This is a genomic window from Olleya sediminilitoris (assembly GCF_016785945.1).
GTDB classification, from domain to species: Bacteria; Bacteroidota; Bacteroidia; order Flavobacteriales; family Flavobacteriaceae; genus Olleya; species Olleya sediminilitoris.
Map to the genome: position 1 here is coordinate 72,985 of NZ_JAEMEF010000008.1, position 23,583 is coordinate 96,567.

Below are 23,583 nucleotides of genomic sequence, written 5' to 3' on the forward strand. Positions count from 1 at the left end.
CAGACAACAACTTAAAAAATTGATTATTTAGCAAACTAATAATTATTATGCAAAAGCATAAAATACTAAATTAATGATAAAATATAAATTAGATAAAAGTACACTTTCTTACCTAGAAGAACCTCAATTGAAACTTTTTGAAAGTGAATTTGACAAGGTTACTAAAAACAATATAAATATTGAATATAACCATAAAAGTTACAAAGTAAATAATATAGAGGTTGAGGATAATAATAAAGTGAATTCAATTTGTTTTTTTTCAGGTGCTGGTGGTCTTGACATAGGTTCTCAATTGGCAGGTGCGAAAGTCATATCTAGTATGGATTTTGATAAAGATAGTGTTGCGACCTTAAAAAGCAATAAATATTTTAACCATACGGCACATTTTCACAAGGATATAAAAGAAATGAAGTCTTCTGATTATGACGAAATCCTAAAGAAGAACAAGCCCAAAAAGTTAATCTTATTAGGAGGACCACCCTGTCAACCATTTTCAAAGGCAGGTTATTGGAAAAAAAACGAGAATAGACTTGGAAGTGATGACCCAAGAAATATGATTGGTCAATACTTAAGAATGATTGAAGAAGTGAATCCAGATGGTTTTGTTTTAGAGAATGTTGAAAGTTTATTGCATCCTAAAAATGTAGAAGCTGTTCAAAAACTTGAAGAAGCAATTGAAAACTTAGGTTATAATCATATAAAATATAGAGCTAATTCTGCTGATTTCGGAGTGCCTCAAAAAAGAAAAAGAGTTTTTTTTATTGCTTCTAAAAAAGAAATTAAAGGTGAACCTATTAAAACTCACGGAACAGCAAAAGAAATTGCATTAAATAAGAAGTTACTTCCATATGAGCGAGTAATAGATTGGATTGGAAAATATGATTCATTTAAATATTCAGATGATTATGATTCAACAGAAGGTAAATACTTTGAAGATTTACAAGCAGTCCCTCCAGGTCAAAACTATATAGCACTAACTGAAAAAAGAGGTTATCCTAACCCTAAATTTATTGCTCAAAAAAGATATTGGTCATTTTTATTAAAACTTCATCCTAATCTTCCTTCTTGGACAATTATATCATCTCCTGGACATTGGGAAGGACCTTTCCATTGGACTGGTAGAAGGCTACGTCTTAAAGAATTAGCAGGTATTCAAACATTTCCAGAAGATTATAATTTTGTGGGGTCCAGAAGGTCTATTCAAAAACAAATAGGAAATGCAGTACCTCCATTAATGGGTAAAGCTATTGTAGAATTTTTAATTAAAAACTTATAATGAGTAATATTATTAGTTTATACTCTGGTTGTGGTGGTTTAGATTTAGGCTTTAAAAAAGCTGGGTTCAAAACTATTCTAGCGACAGATGTGTGGGATAAAGGTTGTGAAACACTATTACATAATAAAATTTCAGATATTGTAATTAATGACGATATCAGAAACATTGATTTCAAAAAATATAAAAATAAAGTTACTGGTGTAATTGGTGGACCTCCTTGTCCACCCTATAGTCAAGCAAGACATTATCTTCAAAACAAAAAGAAAGGATTTGATGATGAAAAAGCTGGTTTTGCTGTACCAGAATACTTTAGAGTTATTGAAGAAGTCAATCCAAAGTTTTTTCTTTTTGAGAATGTAGATGGTTTTATGTATAAGACCCATACAGAAGCATTAGACTTTCTTGAAAAGAAATCAAATGAATTAGGATATAACATAAATTATAAAGTAATAAATTCTGCTAATTACGGAGTTCCTCAAACAAGAAAAAGATTTATTTGTATAGGAATAAAAAAAGAATTTCAACAATTTGAATTCCCTAAAGAAACACATATTGACCCTAAAAAAAATAATGGTGATTACTTAAATTGGACAACTTGTGGTGAGGTACTTAAAGAATTTGACAATATTACTGAAGAAGAAAAAAATCAAAAACCTGGTTCTAAACATCATCATTTAATAAAAGATATTCCTCCAGGCAGTAATTATCTTTTTTATACAGAGAAGAAAGGACATCCTAACCCTTTATTTAAATGGAAATCTAGATATTGGACATTCTTACTAAAACTTACTCCAGAAAGACCATCTTGGACAATTCAAGCAAGCTTTTCTAACAACCAAGGCCCTTTTCATTGGCAAAATCGTTTTCTAAGAATTGAAGAAATTAAAAGAATTCAAACAATAGATGATGATTATGAGGTTTTAGGTACTTTTAAAGAACAATGGAGACAAATTGGTAATGCAGTACCAACCCAATTAGCATTTATATTAGCAAATAAAATTAGACAAGATTATGCGAAATGAATTAAATACTTCAGGAGAAATAGTACAATATACAGGTACGACTAATTTTATCGCAAATACAAATGCTGTTATTATTGAGTTGTTTTCTCAGGGTGTATATACTTGCTCTATTACAAATCAAGATGGTTCAGTTTATACATTAGAAATTACTAATTCTGTGACAAATGTGGTAGAGACAATAACCGTTTATTATGGAAATATTAGAAACGAAAGTCGCAATCCTTCAGAGAAAAAAATTCAATTAAATGGTAAGGACCCAAGAAATTCTGCTACAACATCAATTATATTAGGTATTTATTGTTTTGACACTAGTGATGACTTATCGGATTTAATTTGCTGTGGTTGGAACATAGACGACACTGTGAATTATCCTTCTAACCCAAGTATTAGAGGAATTAATATAGAAATGTTTCAAGAAGCTAAATTTAACGGATTCATAAGAAAAAACTATCGTAATAATTTAGTCTGTGTCTTTAGACCAGAGTTCATTTTTTATTATTTAAACGGTAAAGATGAACACCATTTTGGTATTGATAATTCGCTTGAATCAGAAGATAATGTCGATATTATAAACAAAATCTATTATGGAGCACCAGGAACAGGTAAATCACATAAGGTTAACGAGCTTTTAAAAGGCAAAGAAGAAAGAACTGAAAGAGTAACTTTTCATCCAGAATATGATTACGCATCATTTATTGGTGGTTTTAAACCAATTACAGAAGTAGATGCTGAATCTGGAAAAGAAGAAATTAAATACAAATTTGTACCTCAAACTTTTACAAATATTTATGTAGATGCTTGGAACGACAAAGACCATCAATATTATTTAGTAATTGAGGAAATTAATAGAGGTAATTGTGCGGAAATTTTTGGCGATATATTTCAATTATTGGATAGAAACTCTGACTATAGTATTACGCCATCTAATGAATTAAAACAATATTTAGTTAAAGAACTTACCTCTTTTGATGGAATAAAAGGTATTGAAAACGGCAAAATGAAATTACCCCCAAATCTTAATATTTTAGCAACAATGAACACTTCTGACCAATCCCTATTCCCAATGGATAGTGCATTTAAAAGAAGGTGGAATTGGGAATATATTCCTATAAATTATAAGCCAACCTATATTGATGCAAATGGAGAAGAAAAAGAAAATGAATCTTCAATGTACAAAGTTAATATACCAGATTCAGAATCATTCTCTTGGCTTGGTTTCATTAAAAAAGTTAACAATAATTACATAAAGCCAAATCCAAATTTAGGAATGGATAAATGTATTGGAAATTACTTCATAAAAGCTAAAGACAATAGCATTACACTTGAAGAGTTTATTAATAAAGCTATTTTCTATTTATGGAATGATGTTTTCAAAGATGAAGACGACCATATATTTGAAGAAAACACTTTTTATGAAGACTTCTTCCCTATTGCAACAAAAGGAAAAGAAAAAGTATTAAAAATACTTGAAAAGATTGGTTTAGATAAACCTGAAAATGAAGATTAGATGAAAATTCTAATAGAAGGAGCATATTATCCAATTTCAACTCTTCAAAATATTTTTGATGATCCAAAATTTTATACTCAAAATAATTTAGAAGGAAAAATTATATCTGTTGGATATTATCATTCATTTGAAAAAAATGAACTGATTTATATGTTGCCAAAAGTTTTTATGATTGATGATGATAATTCTGTTTTTGGTAAAACCAAAAACGAATTATTGGATTTAGATTATATAAAAAACATTAAACACGATTTACATTACAATTGGATTCGGCAATCATCTTTATATTTTTATAATAGCCTTTTAGAATATAGAAAGAGAATTACAGATTCACAAATAGTTAATAAAACAGAGCGTTTTGAGCTAAACACAAATCTTGGAGACCAAGAGTACTCTTATCTTGATTTACTTTTGTCATTTGTAAATTTTTACAAAAAAAATAAGAACCATATTCTATATAAACATATGGAGTATAATTCAAATCAGGCAAAAAAACCTAAATGGGAAAAAACCATTAGAAAGTCTTTACCTATTTTTACTTCCAACAATTCACCTGTTTATGTTTCAATTAGAAACAAAAAGAAAAATATAAATAAAGAAGAAGAATTATTAACCTATTTTTTTTCTATTTTAAAAAACTTCAACAAAGACCATAATCTTAATTTAAGGATAGATAAATCTTATAAAATAATAAAAGGTGATTCATTTAAAAGGCTTCAAACAAATGGGTTATCTAAACTTAGAAAAATAAAGTATCGTTATTTTAATGATACTTTAAAAAGAATGTATGCATTATGTGAGATTTACTTTTCTCAAACAGACAAAAGCAGCTCTAAAAGAAAACGAGAAGATTTTATATCTGTCAATAACTACAATTTAGTTTTTGAAGATATGATTGATAAATTATTTTCTGATGACTTAAATAATACACAAGTAAATGATGTTTCACTTAAAGACTTAAAAAAGAATGATGATGGTAAAATCATTGACCATATTTATGATTACCAATCTTTAATTGACACGAGTAATATCTTTTATATTGGTGACTCAAAATATTACAAATCAAACAGTGAAGCTGGAAAATTATCAAAGTATAAACAATTCACTTATGCAAAAAACATTATTCAATTCAATATTGATTTACTAAACAAAGACAAAAAGAAAGCATATAAAAAAGGCATTAATTACAGAGATAAATTAACGGAAGGCTATAATATTACACCAAATTTTTTCATTTATGGCTATATTGAAAACAAAGAGAATTTTGATGACCATTTAATAACTCTAAAAAGTAAATTACCCGTTAAATCATTTCATTATAAAGAGAGACTATTTGATAGAGATACTTTATTTGTTCATAGTTACAAAATCAATTTCTTATATGTTTTAAAAGCCTATACTAACTTCAATTCATTAAAAACTCAAGATTTTAGAAGTGAAGTAAAAAGTGATTTTAGAAATAATTTCATTGAGTTTTTTAATAATCCTAAAAACTGTGAATTTGAATTCTATAAATGTAAATTAAAAACATACGAATCAATTATTACTGATAATTTCAAGATTTTAAATGGTAAATGCTATATAACAAACAAAGAAGAACTAATACTTGCTAAGTATACAGGAAAAACAATTGAAGAACCAATAAAAAAAACTATTTTAGACCAATTTAAACTAATAAATCTAAAATAATAAATCTCAAAAATCACACCTCTAAAATCTGTCTACTCATAATCTCAATAGCAATTTCTTTATCCAAAATAACACCAACTTCACTTAAAGATTCATCATCTCTATAAATTCCATTTTTATCATTCCAACACAACCAATCTATTAACTCTAAGCGAGACCAACTAGTCAATTCAACTAAAAGTTCTTCTTTGTCCAATTCCATAATTTTGTAATATGGATGTCTTAGTTTATCTCTTTCAATAAAATTCATGAAATCATATATTTAGCTACTTAAATATATGAAAAATCAAGATTAAAACCTATTAAAAACAATACTTTACTCTATATATTTACAACATAAAAATCAACCATTACGGTTCTAAACCAATGAGTATTAATTGAGAATTAAATGAACCTATGCCAAATTATTTATGGAAAGATGCAGCAAAACTTTCTATTGGTTAAGCTCTACCCTTTCTTCCCTTCAAAAAACTCCATACATTTAATTGCAGGATTTGTTTTTCGGTTTATAAAACCATGAGATAAACTACTTATTATTAAAACTATTGCAGCTGTAATAGCTGTATAAGCCACTATTAGATCTGCATTTTTATTAGCTATATATATAGCAATTAGCGACCAAGCTCCAACAAGAGCAAATTCTCGCATATTACGCGTCCAAGTCACCACTAAATTTAACGCTGTTGCTATTAGTAACATTATAACCGTCCAAACGGTTGCAGACAATCCAAAACCATCCCAATTATATTTCACTAATACTGCTGAGACATTAGCAATACTTGCTACAGCGACCCAACCACTATATATTACAAAAGGCCACCATAAAAATATAATTACTGAGATTGGTGCATCAAACAATTCCATGTTATTGTTTAGTACAATTTTAATCAAGGTAAATAGTAATAAAAAAATACAAACACTAGATATTAATGTGTAACCGTAAATCCATGAGACAATCCATAGACAATTGGCTAGACAAGAAGCTATAAACCAAAAACCTGTGGTTAATAAAAAATCGTCATTTCGGACAGTTACAAACAAACTTCTACCTTGGTACACTATAAAACCAGATAGTAGTAAGTAGATAATTCCCCAAATAGAAAACGCATATCCTGCTGGAGTAAATAAAGTATTGTATTGTTTAGACACTTCGCCAATGGTTGTATCGTTTAACAAACCTGTATTGGCTAAAAAATTCATGATTATTACACAAACAAATGCAATACCATTAAGTATTTGTAGACTTTTTTTCATAGTAAGAAATTATATTCTAGACTTGGCAATCAATTTAATTAAAAAAATTTACAATTATGGTTTTGATTAATTTCAAATAAGATAAAGTCACTTGTAAATTCTAAATTAAAATATCAATCATCCCTAAAATGTAAGTAAAAACTGATAATAAACAGATATTATTGATATCTCGTCTTTACCAAATGGTTTATACATGGTACGTTTACAAGACAAAAATGGTAATAACACAACCAAAAAGCTAATAAAAAAATAACCACACCTATCCATCAACCAAAAACCAAAAAGCCCACTAATAGTATTAGTGGTTTTTTTCTTATTGTTTAATGACTCGCATTATATTTTGTCTGTTTTTAGAATCAATGATTTTTACAAAATAAATTCCTGAAGATTGATTAATATGTAATCGTATCTGATTGGTATTTTGAAAATTTTCTTTTTGAACGACCTGACCTAAAACCGAAAGGACTTGAATAGTGATGTTGTCTTGCAATTCTTCAAATTTAATTGAAAACAAACCATCTGTTGGGTTCGGAAAAAATGTAAACTCATTTTGAAACATATCTACAACACCTAAACTATTACAATTATCTATCACGTTAGGTAAAATTGAGTCATCAATATTTGCATTCCATGTATTATTATCCCAATCTGTAATTACACCACAATTATTACCATCCCAAGCATTGTTTGAATAACCATCTGCATGCGTCCAATTGACTTGATTTCCTGAAACTGTGATATAACTGCATGACGATTGATACTGATCCCAAACATACAAACCAACATTAGTAAAATAGTTTTGTTCTCCAAAGACTGTATTATTTAATAATATCATATTATTTCCACCTGCAACTGCAAGACCGTATTGACCAGGATTTACTAAAATATTGTCTTCAACGGTAGTGTAAGACCCTCCATTATCACCAATTAAAATACCTCCTCCAGACGTACTTGGTCCACCACCACGAATCCAATTGCCTTTAATTTGAATAGGATCTGCAGCTGTACCATTTGAGTTGTAAATATTAATTATATCTTCAGGATAACTGTCTTCTATAATGTTTTCAGCTACATTATAATTAATTTTATTTCCTGTCCCAGAAACTCCATTAAACTGCGTTAATTGCCCTCTTGGAAATGGTCCATTGACATTTTTACAAGTATTGTATAAAACCTGAATTTGAGAACTTTGTCCTTGCACATAAACTCCAGTAGAAACGGATTCCATATTACAATTGGTGACAGTTATTCCGTTAGAGTTTTCGATATTTACTGCATTACCAGAAGCCTCTTTTAGCAAACAATTTTCAATAATAATATTACTACAATTATTAAGTATTATACAATGTCCATTGGGATTTGTTATTTCTAATCCAGAAATTGTTGTATTATGAATGTTGTTATAAACTATAGGTTGTGAAATTGTATATGGTCCACAATAATCAGTTCCTACATTTTGACTATATAAAAATGAATGAATAAGAAAAGTTAGAACAAACAGTATTTTATTAGTCATTTTAATTGATTTTTAAACAGTTAAACGCTATTCAAAAATAATTATTTTTTGATAACTTCAAAAAAACCTCAAAACAATTAACGACGTTTCTTTTTATTACCTTTATACTTTACTTTGTTTTTACGCTGATTAAAAGGTACTGCATCATTAAATGTGTTTTTAGCATCACCTTTAGGCTTATTTTTTCGCCATTTTTCCTCTTTTCCAGGTAATAACACTTTTAATAAGTCAGGACGTCCTACTTTATTTAACGTCTTTTTTATCCACGCTTTATTTTCATCTTTATACCAGAAGAAAAAACGATGTTGCTCGTCTTTTTCTTTTCTAGTTTTTGGTGTATTTACTTTTTTAAGCGTGTATGGATGGTAACCTGAATAATAAATTACCGTAGCTACAGTCATAGGTGTTGGTGTAAACCCTTGTACTTGCTCTAACTGGAAACCCATATCTTTAGTTTCGGCAGCTAAATTTGCCATATCTTCAACCTCACATGCTGGATGATTAGATATAAAATAAGGTATCAACTGAAGTTTTAATCCCTTTTTAATATTAATCTTATCAAAACGCTCTTTAAACTTATGGAAGTATTTAAACGACGGTTTACGCATCAGTTTCAAAACAGGATCACTGGTATGTTCTGGAGCCACTTTAAGTCGTCCAGAGACGTGCTTGGTCATCACCTCTTCTGTGTAAGCGTCCAATTCTTTAGGATCTGCATTTTTATTAAATTCTGGTACTAACATATCGTGTCTAATACCTGAACCAATAAACGATTTTTTAACCTTTGGATGCTTATCTACTGCTTGATATAAATCAGTTAATGGTTTGTGAGACGTATCTAAATTACTACATATTACAGGCGAAATACAACTTGGTGCTACACATTTGTCGCAAATGGATTGTACTTTACCTTTCATTTGGTACATGTTGGCACTTGGTCCACCAATATCGCTTAAATAGCCTTTAAAATCTGGCATATTAGCAACTTTATCAACTTCTTTTAAAATAGATTCTTGACTACGCGATGCAATAAATTTTCCTTGATGTGCAGAAATAGTACAAAAGCTACAACCACCAAAACAACCACGATGAATATTTATAGAGGTCTTAATCATCTCATAAGCAGGAATAGGTCCACGTTTGTTATACTTTGGATGTGGTAATCTTGTGTAAGGCAAATCAAAAGACGCGTCAATTTCTTGCTCAGTCATGGTTGGGTAAGGCGGATTTATCATCAACGTCTTATCTCCTACTTTCTGAAAAATACGTCTTGCAGCTAACTTGTTAGATTCTTGCTCAATCACTTTAAAGTTAGAAGCATATTTTTTCTTATCCTTTAAACACACTTCATGTGATGCTATTTCTACATCTTCCCAATTACTGTTTTTCGGAATTTTATCCTCTTTATTTAAAAGTACAGCAGTTTGTAACACTGTATTTATGCTAGAAAAAGGCACACCTCTTTCTAATAAACGTACAACTTCACGCAAGGGTTGTTCTCCCATTCCGTACACTAACATATCTGCTTTAGACGTTTCTAAAATAGAAGGTAATAACTTATCACTCCAATAGTCATAATGTGTTACACGACGTAAAGAGGCTTCAATACCACCAATTAAAACTGGTGTATCTGGCCATTTGTCTTTTAAAATCTTAGAGTAAACTGACGTTGCATAATCTGGCCTAAAACCAATGTCTCCATTTGGTGTGTAGGCATCCTTATCACGTTTCTTTTTATTAGCATTATAATTACTAATCATAGGATCCATACAACCACCTGTCACACCAAAAAATAATTTTGGCTTACCTAACTTAACAAAATCTTGTAGGTTATCATTAACGTTTGGTTGCGGAACAATAGCCACACGCAAACCAAAACTTTCTAACATACGACCAATTACTGCAGGTCCAAAGGTTGGATGATCTACATAAGCATCTCCACTAAATAGGATAACATCAAGTGCTTCCCATCCTCGAATTTTGACCTCTTTATTTGTGGTAGGTAACCAATCTGAAAGTTTTAAATCTTGCATAAGACTGCAAAAATAGATAAAAAAACACTCTTATCTATTATTATAAAAGGGTTTAGCAAAATAATTAACAGGATTTGCACTAATCACATCACCACTTAAAACTTTGTAAATAAGATTATTATAAAACAATAACACTAATAAGATTAAATGTTTTTCTGAACTTCAACCTTTTAGAAACAAAAAAAGCTGGAGAAAACTCCAACTTTTTAAACTAAGACTAATTTAGTTATTGCTTAACCAATATCTTATATGTCTTTTCAGCTAATGGAATAGCATCGCCATTTAATTCTACTGTTTGGTTAGACATATAATCTACGTAAGTTCCTTTTTGAGGTAAGCTTACCTTTATGTTTTCTTCGGAAACATTAGCAATAAATACCACTTCATCATTTCCTTTGGTTCTTGAAAAAGAAATCACATTTTCACCATTATCAATAGCTTTGTATTTAGCCGAAGCTTTTCCGCCATGTAAAGCAGCATTGTTTTGCTTTAGTGTTGCTAATTTTTCTAATACCTTCCATGTTTTACCTTTAGTATGCGGAAAACTGTCTTTTTCAAAAAACAGTAATCTATGGTCTAAATCGTATTCTTGACCAGAATAAATTAATGGCATTCCTGGAGTTACATAAGCTAAAGCAGTCATCATTTCACCAGCTTCACCCATACGTTCTTTAATGGTACCATTCCAAGAATTTTCATCATGATTGGTTACAAAATTCATTAAAATATCGTCAGCTTCATAACGGTCAAAATCAGTTTGTAATGTAGCTGTAAATTCGGTTGCATCTTTTTCACCTTGTGCAATTGCATTCATAGCATGGTGTCTATCCCAAGCATAACCCATATCAAATAAACCGTCTTTTAATAATTCTGGTTTCCAAGCTTCTGCAAGCATAAAAATGTCTTTTTTAGCACGTAATTCTGGTATCGCTTGTTCCCAAAAATTAGTCGGTACAGATCCTGCAACGTCACATCTAAATCCGTCAACACCTTCTTCTGTCAACCAATAGCTCATATCTTCAATCATTGCTTTACGCATCTCTTGATTGTCGTAGTTTAAATCGGCAACATCGGTCCAATCTGTATCTACAGGATGTACAACTTCTCCTTTGTCGTTTTGTGTGTAATATTCTGGATTTGTTTTTAACCAAGTATGATCCCAACCTGTGTGATTTGGTACCCAATCTAAAATTACATAAATTCCATTATCGTGAGCTGTATTTACTAAGTCTCTAAAATTTTCAATTGTTCCGAATTCTGGATTGATTTTAGTAAAATCTGACACTGCATAATAACTACCTAAATATTTGTCTTGTTCTGCTTCCGGAAAATCGGTTGCAAACTTGCTATCTTCTCCTCCTGTAGCTTTACGCTTTGTTTCTGAAATAGGAAACACAGGCATTAACCAAATCACTTTTACACCTAATTGTTTTAACTGCGGAATGTCTTTTGTGAAGGCTTCAAAAGTACCTTCAGGTGAATATTGACGTATGTTAGCTTCATAGATAACAGCCGTTTCTAAATCGGAAGCCGAAATAGGTTGTATTGCTACTTTTTCTTCTGTAACGACTTTAGTTTCTTCTTGTTTTTTCTCTTCTTTACAAGCAAAAACACTAAGTATTGCAAGGGATAAGATTAATTTTTTCATGTGAGTGTTTATTTAATATTTTCTAATAATAGGATGTTAAACTCTGTATCTATTGTGATTTTTCCGTGTGTAACTTCTAGAATTTCTCCAGAATAAAAGTCTTTAATTTGTGCTCCTTCCTTAAAAACTGAAGACACATCGATAGTATGTTTTCCTTTAGGAATATCGATACCAATAATGACATCATCTTTAAAATCACCTTTGGTATACCTTCTACTAAAAAGGTAAGGTGTATTACTTAGCATGGTATGTTTTCCTGCTCCAACCGAAGGATGATTACGTCTAAATTGCCCTAATTTTTGCCAGTGGATAAGCAAATCTTGTTGCTGTGCTATTTCATTCCAATTCATGAAACTTCTTAAAGTAGCATCTCCAACCGTACCTTCTATAGTTAAATCTCTTGCAGATTCATCTCCATAATATACTTGTGAAGCTCCAGGAGATAGTAATAATCGTGTTGCAGTTTCGTAGGTTTTCTCTCTATTTTTATCGAAAGGTTGTCCGTCGTCATGAGACGTTAAATAGTTTAAAACACCATAACCTTTAAGGCTAGTATGTAAAAGACTATCATATTTTTTGAATTGCTCTTCGTAGGTTTGCTGTGCTGCATTCCATTTAAATTCAAAATTGATTAGGCTATTAAAAGCAGCATCGAAATAATTTACTTTTTTATCACCAAAATCGAAAGCGGTTCCTGCAGAAATTCCGTAGTTATACACTTCTCCAACCAAGTAAAAAGCATTATTGTCTAAAACTTTGTTTGGGTTTTGCTGCTTAAATTCCGCGAAAGCGTTATCACAAACGTCTTTAAACTCTTGCCAAACAAAAGCTTCTGTATGTTTAACAGTATCGACTCTGTAACCATCAATACCAAAATCTGTAATGTAATCGCTCAACCATTTCATGATGTAAAAACGAGGTGCACGAGGATGACCTGTGGCTTTAAAGAAGGCATCTAATTCTGTAACTTCTTCGTCATAACGACCTTCGGCTTTCCACTTTTCTACCAATTGTGGTGGTAATTCAACAGCTTCATTACTTTCGGTTTTAATGTCTGGAAGGTTTTTAACTAAAGTACAAGTAACGGTATTTTCGTAATTATTATATTGACATTGTGGATCTGTTCTTACCCAATCACTTGGCCAAACAGGATCTTGCTCTGTAACAGGTCCTGTATGATTAATTACTGCATCTAACAACACACGAATGCCTTTTTTATGTGCAGCATCCACCAGGTTTTGTAAATCTTCTTTGGTTCCTAAATTGGCATCAATATTGGTCCAATCTTTAGTCCAATAACCATGAAATCCATACGTGTTTCCAGTACCCTCATCGGTTGCGCCATGAATTTGCTCAACAATTGGTGACATCCAAATGGCATTGATTCCTAAATTGGTAAAATAACCGTCTTCAATTTTTTGCGTGACTCCTTGTAAATCGCCACCTTCAAAACCACGTAAAACAGCAGTTTCTTTAGTTCTTCCATAATTTACGTCATTGGCTTTATCGCCATTATTAAAACGATCGGTTAATAAAAAATAAACGTTTGCAGCATCCCAAACAAAAGGGGTTTTAACGTCTTCTTTTTTCGTGTTTTCTGAAATATCTTGATTTGCTTTTTTATCAGTTTTACAACCGAAAACAAGAATAGATAATGCGATTAAAAGTATGCTCTTTTTCATGTTATACTTAGTATTTTATTTGTGTTTCAAGGTCTTTAGACGTTTCCCATTGCAGATTAAAACGTAGTGTTTTGGTTGCTTCGTTGTAATTATAATCTACTTTTTTTCCATTGCTTTTAATACGTTTCGGTGCTTTAGGGAAATTGTGAATTACAACATCTATGTTTTTAGTAGTTGTTTTGTAATTAGCACCTGTTTCTGCTTCAAACTCTAATTCTAAAAGCTTTGTAGTGGTTTCTGCTTCAAATTCTAGAATTTCATAGCTTCCTTTTTCAAAAGCATTTTTGGTTGCTCCATCATCATTATATAAGGTTCTTTTACTATTAGTAACAGAAGCATCATAATAATAATGTAAGTCTACATTAGTACCATTATATTCTGCAGTGCTTTGCATAGGTTTTGCAGTTGGAATAAATGCACCACCACGAACGTACGTTGGAATGTAATTTTCTTCCGTTTTAACAGTAAGTGTTTGTCCGCCTTCTACTTTTTTATTGGTATAAAAATCGAACCAATTACTATTTTTAGGAAAGTAAACCTTAGCTCCTTTTTGTTCTGATTGTACAATTGGCGTGACTAAAAAGTCATTACCCCAAAGGTATGTTGACGCATTGGTTTGTAACTTTTTATTGTCTTCCTCTTCAAAAAACAAGGCTCGCATTAAAGGCGCACCAGTTTGGTTATTTTCGAAAACTAAATTGTAGTTATATGGTAGTAATTTGTAACGTAATTCGATAGACTCTTTTGCTAAGGCTTTCGCTTTATCGCTTCTAAAAACAGGTTCTGCAGGTACTTCTTCTTGTGCATGTGGTCTGTAAATTGGTTGAAATACACCATACTGTAACCATCGTGCATACAACTCATCGTCTAAATTATTACCAGCAAAACCACCTAAATCGCTGTGCATAAAAGCCAAACCTTGTAATCCCATTTGCAGTGCAATTTCTGGCTGAGATTGTAATCCTCCCCAAGTTCTGTTTACATCCCCAGACCAAGGAATCATTCCAAACCTTTGTGAACCAGAACTACCTGCACGCATTAAAATAAACGGTCTTGTGTTTGGAAAGTTTTGTGTGTACATCTCTTGCACAGATTCTGCCCAATTATGACCATAAATATTATGTACTTCGTCTGCTGTTCCTGTTGCGTGATGTAATCCTTTAGGATGCACTTCTGGTTCTCCTAAATCTCCCCAAACACCAGAAACACCTAAATCGGCTAAGTCTTTATAAATATTTTGAAACCATTTTTTTCCTTTCGGATTATAGATATCAATCAAACCAGTATTACCAAAATAGAAATCGAAAGTAAACGGATTCCCTATTGAATCTTTAGCTAAAACATCTGCTTTTACCGCTTCGTCCCAACGATTAGAAGTGGTTAATACAAACGGTTCTGTGACCAAAACCGTTTTCACATTATTGTCTTTTAATCCTTTTATCATTTGTTTCGGATTAGGAAAAGAATCGCGATCAAACGCTAGATTTCCCATAGTACCTTGAATGGTTTTTCCGAACCAAAAAATATCGATAATAATAGCATCTAATGGAATGTTCTCTTCTCTAAATTTTTCTACAGTAGCAGTTACTTCTTCTTGTGAATGGTATCCAAATCGACTAGAAAAATTACCTAAAGCCCAACGTGGTGGCATGGGTTGTGTTCCTGTAAGTTTAGTATAGTTTTTAGTAAGATCTAACCAAGAATCACCAACTATTACTTGATAGGTTTTTCTACCAGAAATCGTTTCGTAGGTTAATGTGTTATCTGCTTTGCTATCTAAATCTAAAAAGCCAATAGGTGCATTATCAAAATGAATTAAATACTTGTTTGAAGACACCACAATTGGCATGGTGTAATTCATTAGTTCACTTCTATCTTCGTAACCATAATGTGCTTTGTTGTATAATTCTAAACGATTACCACGTCTATTCATCCCTAACGCTCTTGCGCCTCCACCATACAATACTTCCTCTGGTTTTAAGTTAAAACTGATCGTTTCAAAATCGTCTGTTTTTTGGTAGCCATTTTTAACTGTAGTGATTTCTTTTCCTTTGTAGGAGTATGAAATATTGAAAGGTTGTTTTTGAATTGTTACTTTAATTCCATCTGTGATTATATAGACATACTGTTCGTCTTCTCTAGATATAGTATAATAAATATCACCTTCAGAAATTACTGCATGAGAGTCTTCAAAAAATGATTCTCCTTTAGAAATAAATGTTGTTTCTATGATTTTTGGAGCATGCCTAACTATTCTAAAAATTCCATCATTAACATTTATTTGAAAGAAACCTTTCTTTTCTTCATAACTAATAAACTCTCTTTTTTGAATCGCATCTTCAAACAACCACGTTATAGCTTCACCAAAATTATTACTCCAAAGTGCTTCGTTATGTTTGCCTTCAGATACGACCTTAGATTGTATGTTTTTTTTTGGAAATCCGTTATCTTTTAAAATAGAAATGATACTATTCATATCTGTAACGGTTTGGCTAATCTCGTTATAACCTGCGTTTTCACCTTCTTTTCCTCCAGCTAAAAAGTACATTTTAGTATCCTTGATATTAGCATGAGATTTTGTAAAAGGATGCACTTCTGGAGCAAACCAAAATGCAGGAGAATACACACCAACTTTACCAAAAACTGTTGGGTATTTTAAAGCTGCATAATGCGAAATTAAACCTCCCATAGAACTACCAAAAATGGCTGTATTAGCTCTATCTTTTTTGGTATTGTAGTTAGAATCAATGTACGGTTTTAGTGTATTGACAATAAAATTGACGTAAGCTTCACCTTCGCCACCTCCATATTTAGCATTGGTCCATGGAGAATATTCATCTAAACGTTTAGATTCGCCATTATCGACACCAACTACGATTAGTTTCAAGTTATCTTTAAATAGTTTGTCTAAGGTTTCGTCTACCTTCCACTCGCCATAACCAGAGGTTTTAGCATCAAAAATATTCTGACCATCATGCATGTAAACCACAGGATAATCTTGCTTTGAAGTCTGATAATCTGGTGGTAAATACACCCAAACACGACGTTTTCTGTTAAGTTGTGGGATTTGAAATGTTCCAGAAATAATGGATACGTTTTTTGAAGCAGTAGAAACATCTTTATTATCAAACATATGGCTCCAACCAGCTATTTTTACATGTATTGTGTCGTTAGACTCTGTAAACTTATAGATACGATTATCTATTTTTTTACCTGTATTGGTACTTTCTGAAGTCTCCCAATTCCCTAAGGTAAACTTATATAAAATTCGTTGTTCCGTTTTAGGAAGTGTTATTTGATGCTTACCATTTACGAATTGTAATTGGTAGTCTTTGTGTCCGCCAGACCAACCTTCAAAATCTCCAGAAATAAATAGGGATGCGTATTTTGGTGTGTCTTCTGGAAGTGCTTCAACTATTATGGTTACCTGAGCAAAGGTGAATTGTACAAGTAAAAGCGATAGTATGTATATAATATTTTTCATTACGATGGAGACCTCTCGACTGCGCTCGAGGTGACATTTAATTTATAATTTAGTAGATAATAACATACTTCCTCTTTCATTTAAGATAATTTCATCTTCCCAAACAAAAGTTTCATTTGTTATTATGTTTTTTAATGTTTTGCCATGTAAACCAACTTCTTCAAAACGTTTTAAATCTAAACTAATTGGTTCGTTATTTTTATTAATGATTAAAACAACAGTTTCGCCTTCAATAGCTCTAAATAAGAAATACGTTCCCATAAATGGTGCAAAATGGATGGTTTTCCCATTGTGTATAGCATCACTAGATTTTCTGTAATTCAATACTTTTTTAAGAAATAACTGCATGTCTTTTTGCGCATCTGTTAAACCTTCACCTGAAAATGCATTAACAGCATCATCTTGCCAACCTCCAGGAAAATCGGTACGAATAAAACCATGATCGCCAGGTTTTTCAAAATCGTTCATTAAGATTTCTGTTCCGTAATACAATTGCGGAATTCTAGGTAAGGTTAATAGATAGCTTAAAGCCATTTTGGTATTTGGCACATCTCCTTTTAATTGTGTAAAAATGCGACTCATATCATGATTGTCTGGAAATACCATAATATCTTTTGGTGAGGCGTAGGCAAAATCGTTTGCTAAACCTTCGTATATTTTCACCAATCCAGTATCCCATTTTTCGTCTTCGTTTAAAGCATCTACCGTATTTTTTTGCATGGCAAAATCCATGGTCGACCTTAAATTAGAATCGTAACCATCTTTATTGTCATGCCCTTCTTGCCAATAGGCAATTAACAACGGATTAGTACTCCATTCTTCTCCAACAATTGAAAAATTTGGGTATTCGCTCATAATCGCTCCTGCCCAATTAGCCATGAAATTTTTATCTGGATAAGGATAGGTGTCTTGACGAATTCCGCTAAGGTTTAATGTTTCTACCCACCAAATACTATTTTGTATAATATAGTTTGCCATAAACGGATTACGCTGATTTAAATCTGGCATTGTAGGTACAAACCAACCTTCTGCCATTTCTTTTTTATCGCGTTTAGAAGCATACAAATCTTGATTACTGGTACGTCTATGATTAGAATTATTTAATGGTTTGTTATTTTCAAAGCTCTCTTGTTGGTTCACCCAATCTTTAAATGGTAAATCTTGCATCCACCAGTGTGCACTTCCGCAATGATTAGCTACTTGATCCATGATTATACCAATACCTTTTTCTTTCGCTTTTGTAGCTAATTCTTGGTATTCTTCTAAGCTTCCGTAACGTGGATCTACTTGGTAAAAATCGGTCATGGCGTAACCATGATACGAAGCTCTTTCCATATCATTAGTTAATAAAGGACACGACCAAATTTGAGTAAAACCCATATCCTCTATATAATCTAAATGCTGAATAATGCCTCGTAAATCACCACCATGACGTGCATAATCGTCTTTTCTATTGATGGTTTTCTCCTTTAAACCTTCCTTTATATCATTAGAAGTATCGCCATTTGCAAAACGATCTGGAGTGATTAGATAAATAGCATCTGTACTATCAAAACCTTGATAATCGGAAGCTTCTTTTACACGTCCTTTTACTTCGTAGGTTTGAACAAGCTCTTTTTCTTCATTAAATTTAAAATGAATATTGAATTGTCCTGCTTTCGCACTTTCTGAAATATTTAGATCTAAAAACAGATAATTAGGGCTGTCTGCTTTATGCACTTTTTCAATAGAAACTCCTGCATAATTTATACTAGGTATTGCTTCCGAAATATTAGCATGCTTCACCAATAATTGCACTTTTGTATTATTAAAACCAGTCCACCAATGTGGAGGTTCTATACGCTCGATATCGTTTTTAACTTCGGTTACAACTTCAGAAGTTGTTGTTTTTTCAGTTTCCTTCTGACAAGAAAAACTAACACTAATTAAAATTACTAATGCTAGTGGAATTAATTTTTTCATCCTAATTAGTGTGTTTAGTTTTAAATTTTCACCAAGTTATTTGGCGATACTGTTACTAAATTATCATTTACTTGAATGTTTAGGTCTGTATTTCCTTCTAACTCGAAAGTCGTTTCCGATTGTGATACATTCACTTTTAAAATTTGATCTCTAAAGTTTACTTTAAATGAATACGCTTCCCATTCTTTAGGAATACGAGGTTCAAAATGTAGCGTATCGTTTTTAACACGCATACCACCAAAACCTTCTACAATACTCATCCATGTTCCAGCCATACTGGTAATATGTAAACCTTCTTCTACCTCTTTATTATAATCGTCTAAATCTAAACGAGACGTACGTAAATAGAACGTATACGCTTGCTCCATTTGGTCTAATTTAGCAGCTTGAATACTGTGTACACAAGGTGACAGCGAACTTTCATGTACTGTAAATGGTTCATAAAAATCGAAATGACGTTTTAATTCTTCGGTTGAAAATTGATCTTCAAAGAAGTAAAAACCTTGTAATGTATCTGCTTGTTTGATGTATGGCGAACGTAAAATACGATCCCAACTCCACTTTTGGTTTATTGGTCTATCTTGATTTGGTAAATCTGCAACCGTAATTAATTCTTTATCTAAAAAGCCATCCTGTTGTAGGTATACTTGATGTTTTTCCGAATAAGGGAAAAACATGTTATCTGCTACTTTTTTCCAAGCTTCTAGTTCGCTATCTGTAATTTTTGTTTTACCAGAAATACGCAAATAATCGTCGTTATAACCTTCTTTTACTTTTTCTATTTGCTCTAAAGCATAATCGATACACCATTTAGCTAAATAGTTGGTATAAAAGTTATTATTGATGTTATTTTCATATTCATTAGGACCAGTAACACCTAAAATAACATACTTGTTTTTATCTGTAGAAAAAGTAGCACGTTGTTGCCAGAATCTAGCAATACCAATAAGAACTTCTAATCCCATTTCTGGAATATAGCTGTAATCTCCTGTATAACGATAGTAGTTAAAAATGGCAAATGCGATAGCTCCATTTCTGTGAATTTCTTCAAAGGTAATTTCCCATTCGTTATGGCATTCTTCACCATTCATGGTTACCATTGGATACAATGCTGCGCCATTATTAAAACCTAATTTCTCTGCATTTTCAATCGCTTTTTCTAAATGATTATAACGATATTGCAGTAAGCTTCTTGCTACTTTTTGATCTTTGGTAGCCATATAAAAAGGAATGCAATACGCTTCGGTATCCCAATAGGTACTACCACCATACTTTTCTCCTGTAAATCCTTTTGGTCCAATATTTAAAGTAGAATCTTTTCCTAAGTAGGTTTGATTTAATTGAAAAATATTAAAACGAATACCTTGTTGTGCTTTTACGTCACCATCGATAGTGATATCAGACATTTCCCAAATTTTGGACCAAGCCTCTTTTTGCTTATTTAAAAGTGCATGGAATCCTAAATTGGAAGCAGTATTTAATGTTTTTTTGGCTGCTGCTATCAATTGATTTTCATCATGATTTCTATCTACTGCATAACCACCAAACTTTTGGATGCTTGCAGTTTCACCTGAATTCACAGAAACTGTATACGTAAATGAAATAGCATTTGCTTGTTTATCTATTTCTGGTGTTTGCTCTTGTTTTGTATTATTTACAAAAACTGAAGACTGCATAAATGTACAAGTATGAAAACCAGTTTTCATTGTTTTTGCTTCAATAAATGCTTGCTCGTTTTCTGTACTTACGTTTAAAGTATCCCAAAATTGGTCGTCCCAATTGGTATCTTCATTTGTAATACCTGAATCTAAATACGGTTGAAACTTAATTGTTGCTTCTCCATTTAAAGGAGTTACTTGGTAATTTATAGCTCCAACTTCATCTAAATCTAGACTTAAAAAACGAAGTACTTTCACTTCAATTTCTAATTTATTTTGAAGCGTTGCAGTAAACGATCTCGATAACCAACCTTCTTGCATGTTAAGCTCTCTTCTAAAATTAGAAACCGAAACACAGGTGTTTAAATCTAGTTGTTCTCCATTAATTTCTACATTAATACCTATCCAATTTGGTGCATTTAATACTTTAGCAAAATACTCTGGATAACCATTTTTCCACCAACCAACTCTGGTTTTGTCAGGATAATAAACGCCTGCAATGTAGCTTCCTTGAAAGGTTGGACCTGTGTATTGTTCTTCAAAATTAGCACGTTGACCCATTGCACCATTTCCGATGCTGAATAAACTTTCTGAGGATTTTACGCGATCTGCATCAAACCCTTCTTCAATTATAGACCAACTGTCTGGTTGTATATAATCTTGATTCATTTTTTATATTTATTTGTCATTGCTAAGCATAAAATGAAGAGATACGCTTTGGATGAGATTTCTTCACTATGTTGAGAATGACGTTGTTTTATCTGTTTATTAATTCTTGAATGAAGCTATTTTCAATTTCGGTGAAATCTGAAAAAATATAATCTGCTTCATGTAATACCTCTTTTTCTCCTATACCAATAGATATCATATTTGCAGTATTTGCAGCTTGAACACCAGCTACAGAATCTTCAAAAACAATACAATCTTCTGGTTTCATGTTTAAATGCTTTGCTGCAATTAAAAATACTTCTGGATCTGGTTTTGCTTTACTAACATCGTTACCATCAACAATAGCATTAAACTTTGAAAGCAAATTGACTTTCTCTAAAATTGGTCGTGCATTTTTACTTGCAGAACCTAAAGAAATTGGCTGTTGGTTTTCTATTAAATAATCTAAAGTTTTTGGTACATCAGGTAAAATTTCTTCATCTGTCATTTTTGCAATGAAGCTTAGATACTCTTCATTTTTTTTACCCATTAAAGATGTAAATAGTTCCTCTGAAATGGTTTTATTTCCCCAATCCAGTATTTTTTCTAATGATTTTACACGACTTACACCTTTAAGTTGTTCGTTTTGCTCGTGTGTAAAATCTATATCTATACTTTTTGCAAGGTTTTTCCATGCTAAAAAGTGATATTTTGCAGTGTCAACAATGACACCATCTAAATCGAATATGAATCCTTTTTTATTCATTTTTTAAATTTCTTCAGCTTGATAAGTAATTGCGTTTTTATTTGTGATTAATAAGTTGCAAAGTCCTGCAATTATTAAACTTATTCCTGCAACTGTCATTGCATTTATAGCTTCGTCGCCTAATAAACTAGAGACAAAGTTGATTCCGCCTAAGGCAGCAATAATTTGTGGGATTACTATAAACATGTTGAATATTCCCATAATAACTCCCATTTTTTTAGGATCTACAGAACTAGATAACATGGCGTAAGGCATTGATAAAATACTTCCCCAAGCAAAGCCTATTAATACAAAGCAATACTTAAGATGTTCTGGCGAAGCATAATTCATTGCCAGGAAACCAACACCTCCTAAAATTAGAGATCCCATATGTACTAACTTACGGTTGATGCGTCTTTTAGAAGTATACAGTACTAATAGTAATGCAAAAGCCATTGATGATAAACCGTAAATTCCCATCGCAGAACCTACTAAATTTGATGATTTTTGAAAGGCTGTGTTTTGTGTATCAAACGCTGCTTTTTGTACTGTGTCTGCCATATCAAAAGCACTTTCTATTGGAGCTGGTGTGCTAAAAACATGCTCTGTAAGTGCTGGATTTGCTAAACTCCACATGGTAAAAAAGGCAAACCAAGAAAAGAATTGGATGACTCCTAATTTTTTCATGGTTAATGGCATGTTACCAATATTGTTTAAAATGTCTGGAATGAAGTTATTCTTTTTAGCTTTTTCACGTTCGAACTCTTCCATGTCTTCTGGAGGATATTCGGTTGTTGTAAATACTGTATAAAGAATACTTAGTAAAAATACGAAGGCACCAATGGCGAATGCAATTTTTACAGAGTCTGGTATCACACCAGAATCTGCAGCATCACTAACTCCAAATTGAGACACCATCCAAGGTAAATTACTAGCGACCCAAGTACCTATACCAATAATTAGCGTTTGAACTACAAAACCATACGAGCGTTGAGATTCGGGAAGTTTGTCTGCAACAAGTGCTCTAAATGGCTCCATAGATACATTAATGGAAGCATCCAAAATCCATAAAAATCCTGCTGCGACCCAAAGTGCTGGAGAATAGGGCACAAAAAATAGTGCTAGAGAACTTAAGATAGCTCCTACTAAAAAATAAGGACGTCGTCGTCCCCATTTTACACTCCAAGTACGATCACTCATGTAACCAATAATGGGTTGGACTAGTAAACCTGTTAAAGGTGCTGCTATCCAAAGTAATGGGATTTCGTCTTTACTTGCTCCTAATGTTTGAAATATTCGAGACATGAAGCCTCCTTGTAGTGCAAAACCAAATTGAATTCCTAAGAAACCAAAACTCATGTTCCAGATTTCCCAAAAGCCAAGGGTACGCTTTTTCATAAATAGTAAGTTTAAATTATTACTATTTTGACAAGCTTATACTTATCAAAACTATATTACC

At 32.0% G+C, this 23,583-nt stretch carries 16 protein-coding genes; 5 read left to right on the top strand and 11 right to left on the bottom strand.

What is annotated here, in order from left to right; all coding sequences use genetic code 11:
• Window positions 1–73: 73 nt before the first annotated feature.
• The 4 genes from JAO71_RS10185 to JAO71_RS10200 are packed head-to-tail and all read left to right on the top strand — an operon-like array spanning window position 74 to window position 5,494.
• A complete protein-coding gene (locus JAO71_RS10185) occupies window positions 74–1,276 on the top strand; it encodes a DNA cytosine methyltransferase (protein WP_203000655.1) in 1,203 nt (400 codons plus the stop codon).
• Window positions 1,276–2,298, top strand: coding sequence for a DNA cytosine methyltransferase (locus JAO71_RS10190; RefSeq protein WP_203000657.1), 1,023 nt, complete (start codon window positions 1,276–1,278; stop codon window positions 2,296–2,298). Before JAO71_RS10185 ends, JAO71_RS10190 begins: the two co-directional genes overlap by 1 nt.
• Complete coding sequence (locus tag JAO71_RS10195) at window positions 2,288–3,805, top strand: AAA family ATPase (RefSeq protein WP_203000659.1); 1,518 nt, start codon at window positions 2,288–2,290, stop codon at window positions 3,803–3,805. Before JAO71_RS10190 ends, JAO71_RS10195 begins: the two co-directional genes overlap by 11 nt.
• Window positions 3,806–5,494: a hypothetical protein gene (locus tag JAO71_RS10200; RefSeq protein ID WP_203000661.1), complete on the top strand. Its 1,689-nt coding sequence runs from the start codon at window positions 3,806–3,808 to the stop codon at window positions 5,492–5,494. It abuts the gene before it with no gap.
• A 13-nt stretch (window positions 5,495–5,507) separates the two neighbouring features.
• Here JAO71_RS10200 and JAO71_RS10205 read toward each other — a convergent pair whose 3' ends face one another.
• On the bottom strand, window positions 5,508–5,696 hold the full coding sequence (locus JAO71_RS10205) for a hypothetical protein (RefSeq protein ID WP_203000663.1): 189 nt from the start codon (window positions 5,694–5,696) through the stop codon (window positions 5,508–5,510).
• 245 nt (window positions 5,697–5,941) lie between these two features.
• Entirely contained in the window at window positions 5,942–6,748 is an 807-nt protein-coding gene (locus JAO71_RS10210; RefSeq protein WP_203000665.1) for a tryptophan-rich sensory protein, read from the bottom strand.
• Window positions 6,749–6,914: 166 nt separating this feature from the next.
• Here JAO71_RS10210 and JAO71_RS15975 point away from each other — a divergent pair, with 166 nt between their 5' ends.
• On the top strand, window positions 6,915–7,001 hold the full coding sequence (locus tag JAO71_RS15975; RefSeq protein WP_394370863.1) for a T9SS type A sorting domain-containing protein: 87 nt from the start codon (window positions 6,915–6,917) through the stop codon (window positions 6,999–7,001).
• Window positions 7,002–7,061: 60 nt separating this feature from the next.
• Here the strand turns inward: JAO71_RS15975 and JAO71_RS10220 are convergent, their stop codons facing one another.
• From JAO71_RS10220 to JAO71_RS10265, 9 genes are all read right to left on the bottom strand, one after another.
• Entirely contained in the window at window positions 7,062–8,264 is a 1,203-nt protein-coding gene (locus JAO71_RS10220; RefSeq protein ID WP_203000667.1) for a T9SS type A sorting domain-containing protein, read from the bottom strand.
• A gap of 77 nt (window positions 8,265–8,341) precedes the next feature.
• Window positions 8,342–10,297 carry a YgiQ family radical SAM protein gene (locus tag JAO71_RS10225; protein WP_028606866.1) on the bottom strand — a complete coding sequence of 652 codons (1,956 nt, stop codon included), beginning with the start codon at window positions 10,295–10,297 and terminating at the stop codon, window positions 8,342–8,344.
• Window positions 10,298–10,523: 226 nt separating this feature from the next.
• The gene (locus JAO71_RS10230) at window positions 10,524–11,945 is read right to left on the bottom strand and encodes an alpha-amylase family glycosyl hydrolase (RefSeq protein WP_203000669.1); all 1,422 of its coding nucleotides are present in this window, start codon (window positions 11,943–11,945) and stop codon (window positions 10,524–10,526) included.
• A gap of 8 nt (window positions 11,946–11,953) precedes the next feature.
• On the bottom strand, window positions 11,954–13,627 hold the full coding sequence (locus JAO71_RS10235) for an alpha-amylase family glycosyl hydrolase (protein WP_203000671.1): 1,674 nt from the start codon (window positions 13,625–13,627) through the stop codon (window positions 11,954–11,956).
• Window positions 13,628–13,634: 7 nt separating this feature from the next.
• Entirely contained in the window at window positions 13,635–17,111 is a 3,477-nt protein-coding gene (locus JAO71_RS10240; RefSeq protein WP_236011239.1) for a TIM-barrel domain-containing protein, read from the bottom strand.
• 42 nt (window positions 17,112–17,153) lie between these two features.
• On the bottom strand, window positions 17,154–19,073 hold the full coding sequence (locus JAO71_RS10250) for a glycoside hydrolase family 13 protein (RefSeq protein ID WP_203000673.1): 1,920 nt from the start codon (window positions 19,071–19,073) through the stop codon (window positions 17,154–17,156).
• Between the two features lie 20 nt (window positions 19,074–19,093).
• Window positions 19,094–21,400: a glycoside hydrolase family 65 protein gene (locus JAO71_RS10255; protein WP_203000675.1), complete on the bottom strand. Its 2,307-nt coding sequence runs from the start codon at window positions 21,398–21,400 to the stop codon at window positions 19,094–19,096.
• Between the two features lie 88 nt (window positions 21,401–21,488).
• On the bottom strand, window positions 21,489–22,145 hold the full coding sequence (gene pgmB / locus JAO71_RS10260) for a beta-phosphoglucomutase (protein ID WP_203000677.1): 657 nt from the start codon (window positions 22,143–22,145) through the stop codon (window positions 21,489–21,491).
• Between the two features lie 3 nt (window positions 22,146–22,148).
• Window positions 22,149–23,522, bottom strand: coding sequence for an MFS transporter (locus JAO71_RS10265; RefSeq protein ID WP_203000679.1), 1,374 nt, complete (start codon window positions 23,520–23,522; stop codon window positions 22,149–22,151).
• Window positions 23,523–23,583: the final 61 nt, after the last annotated feature.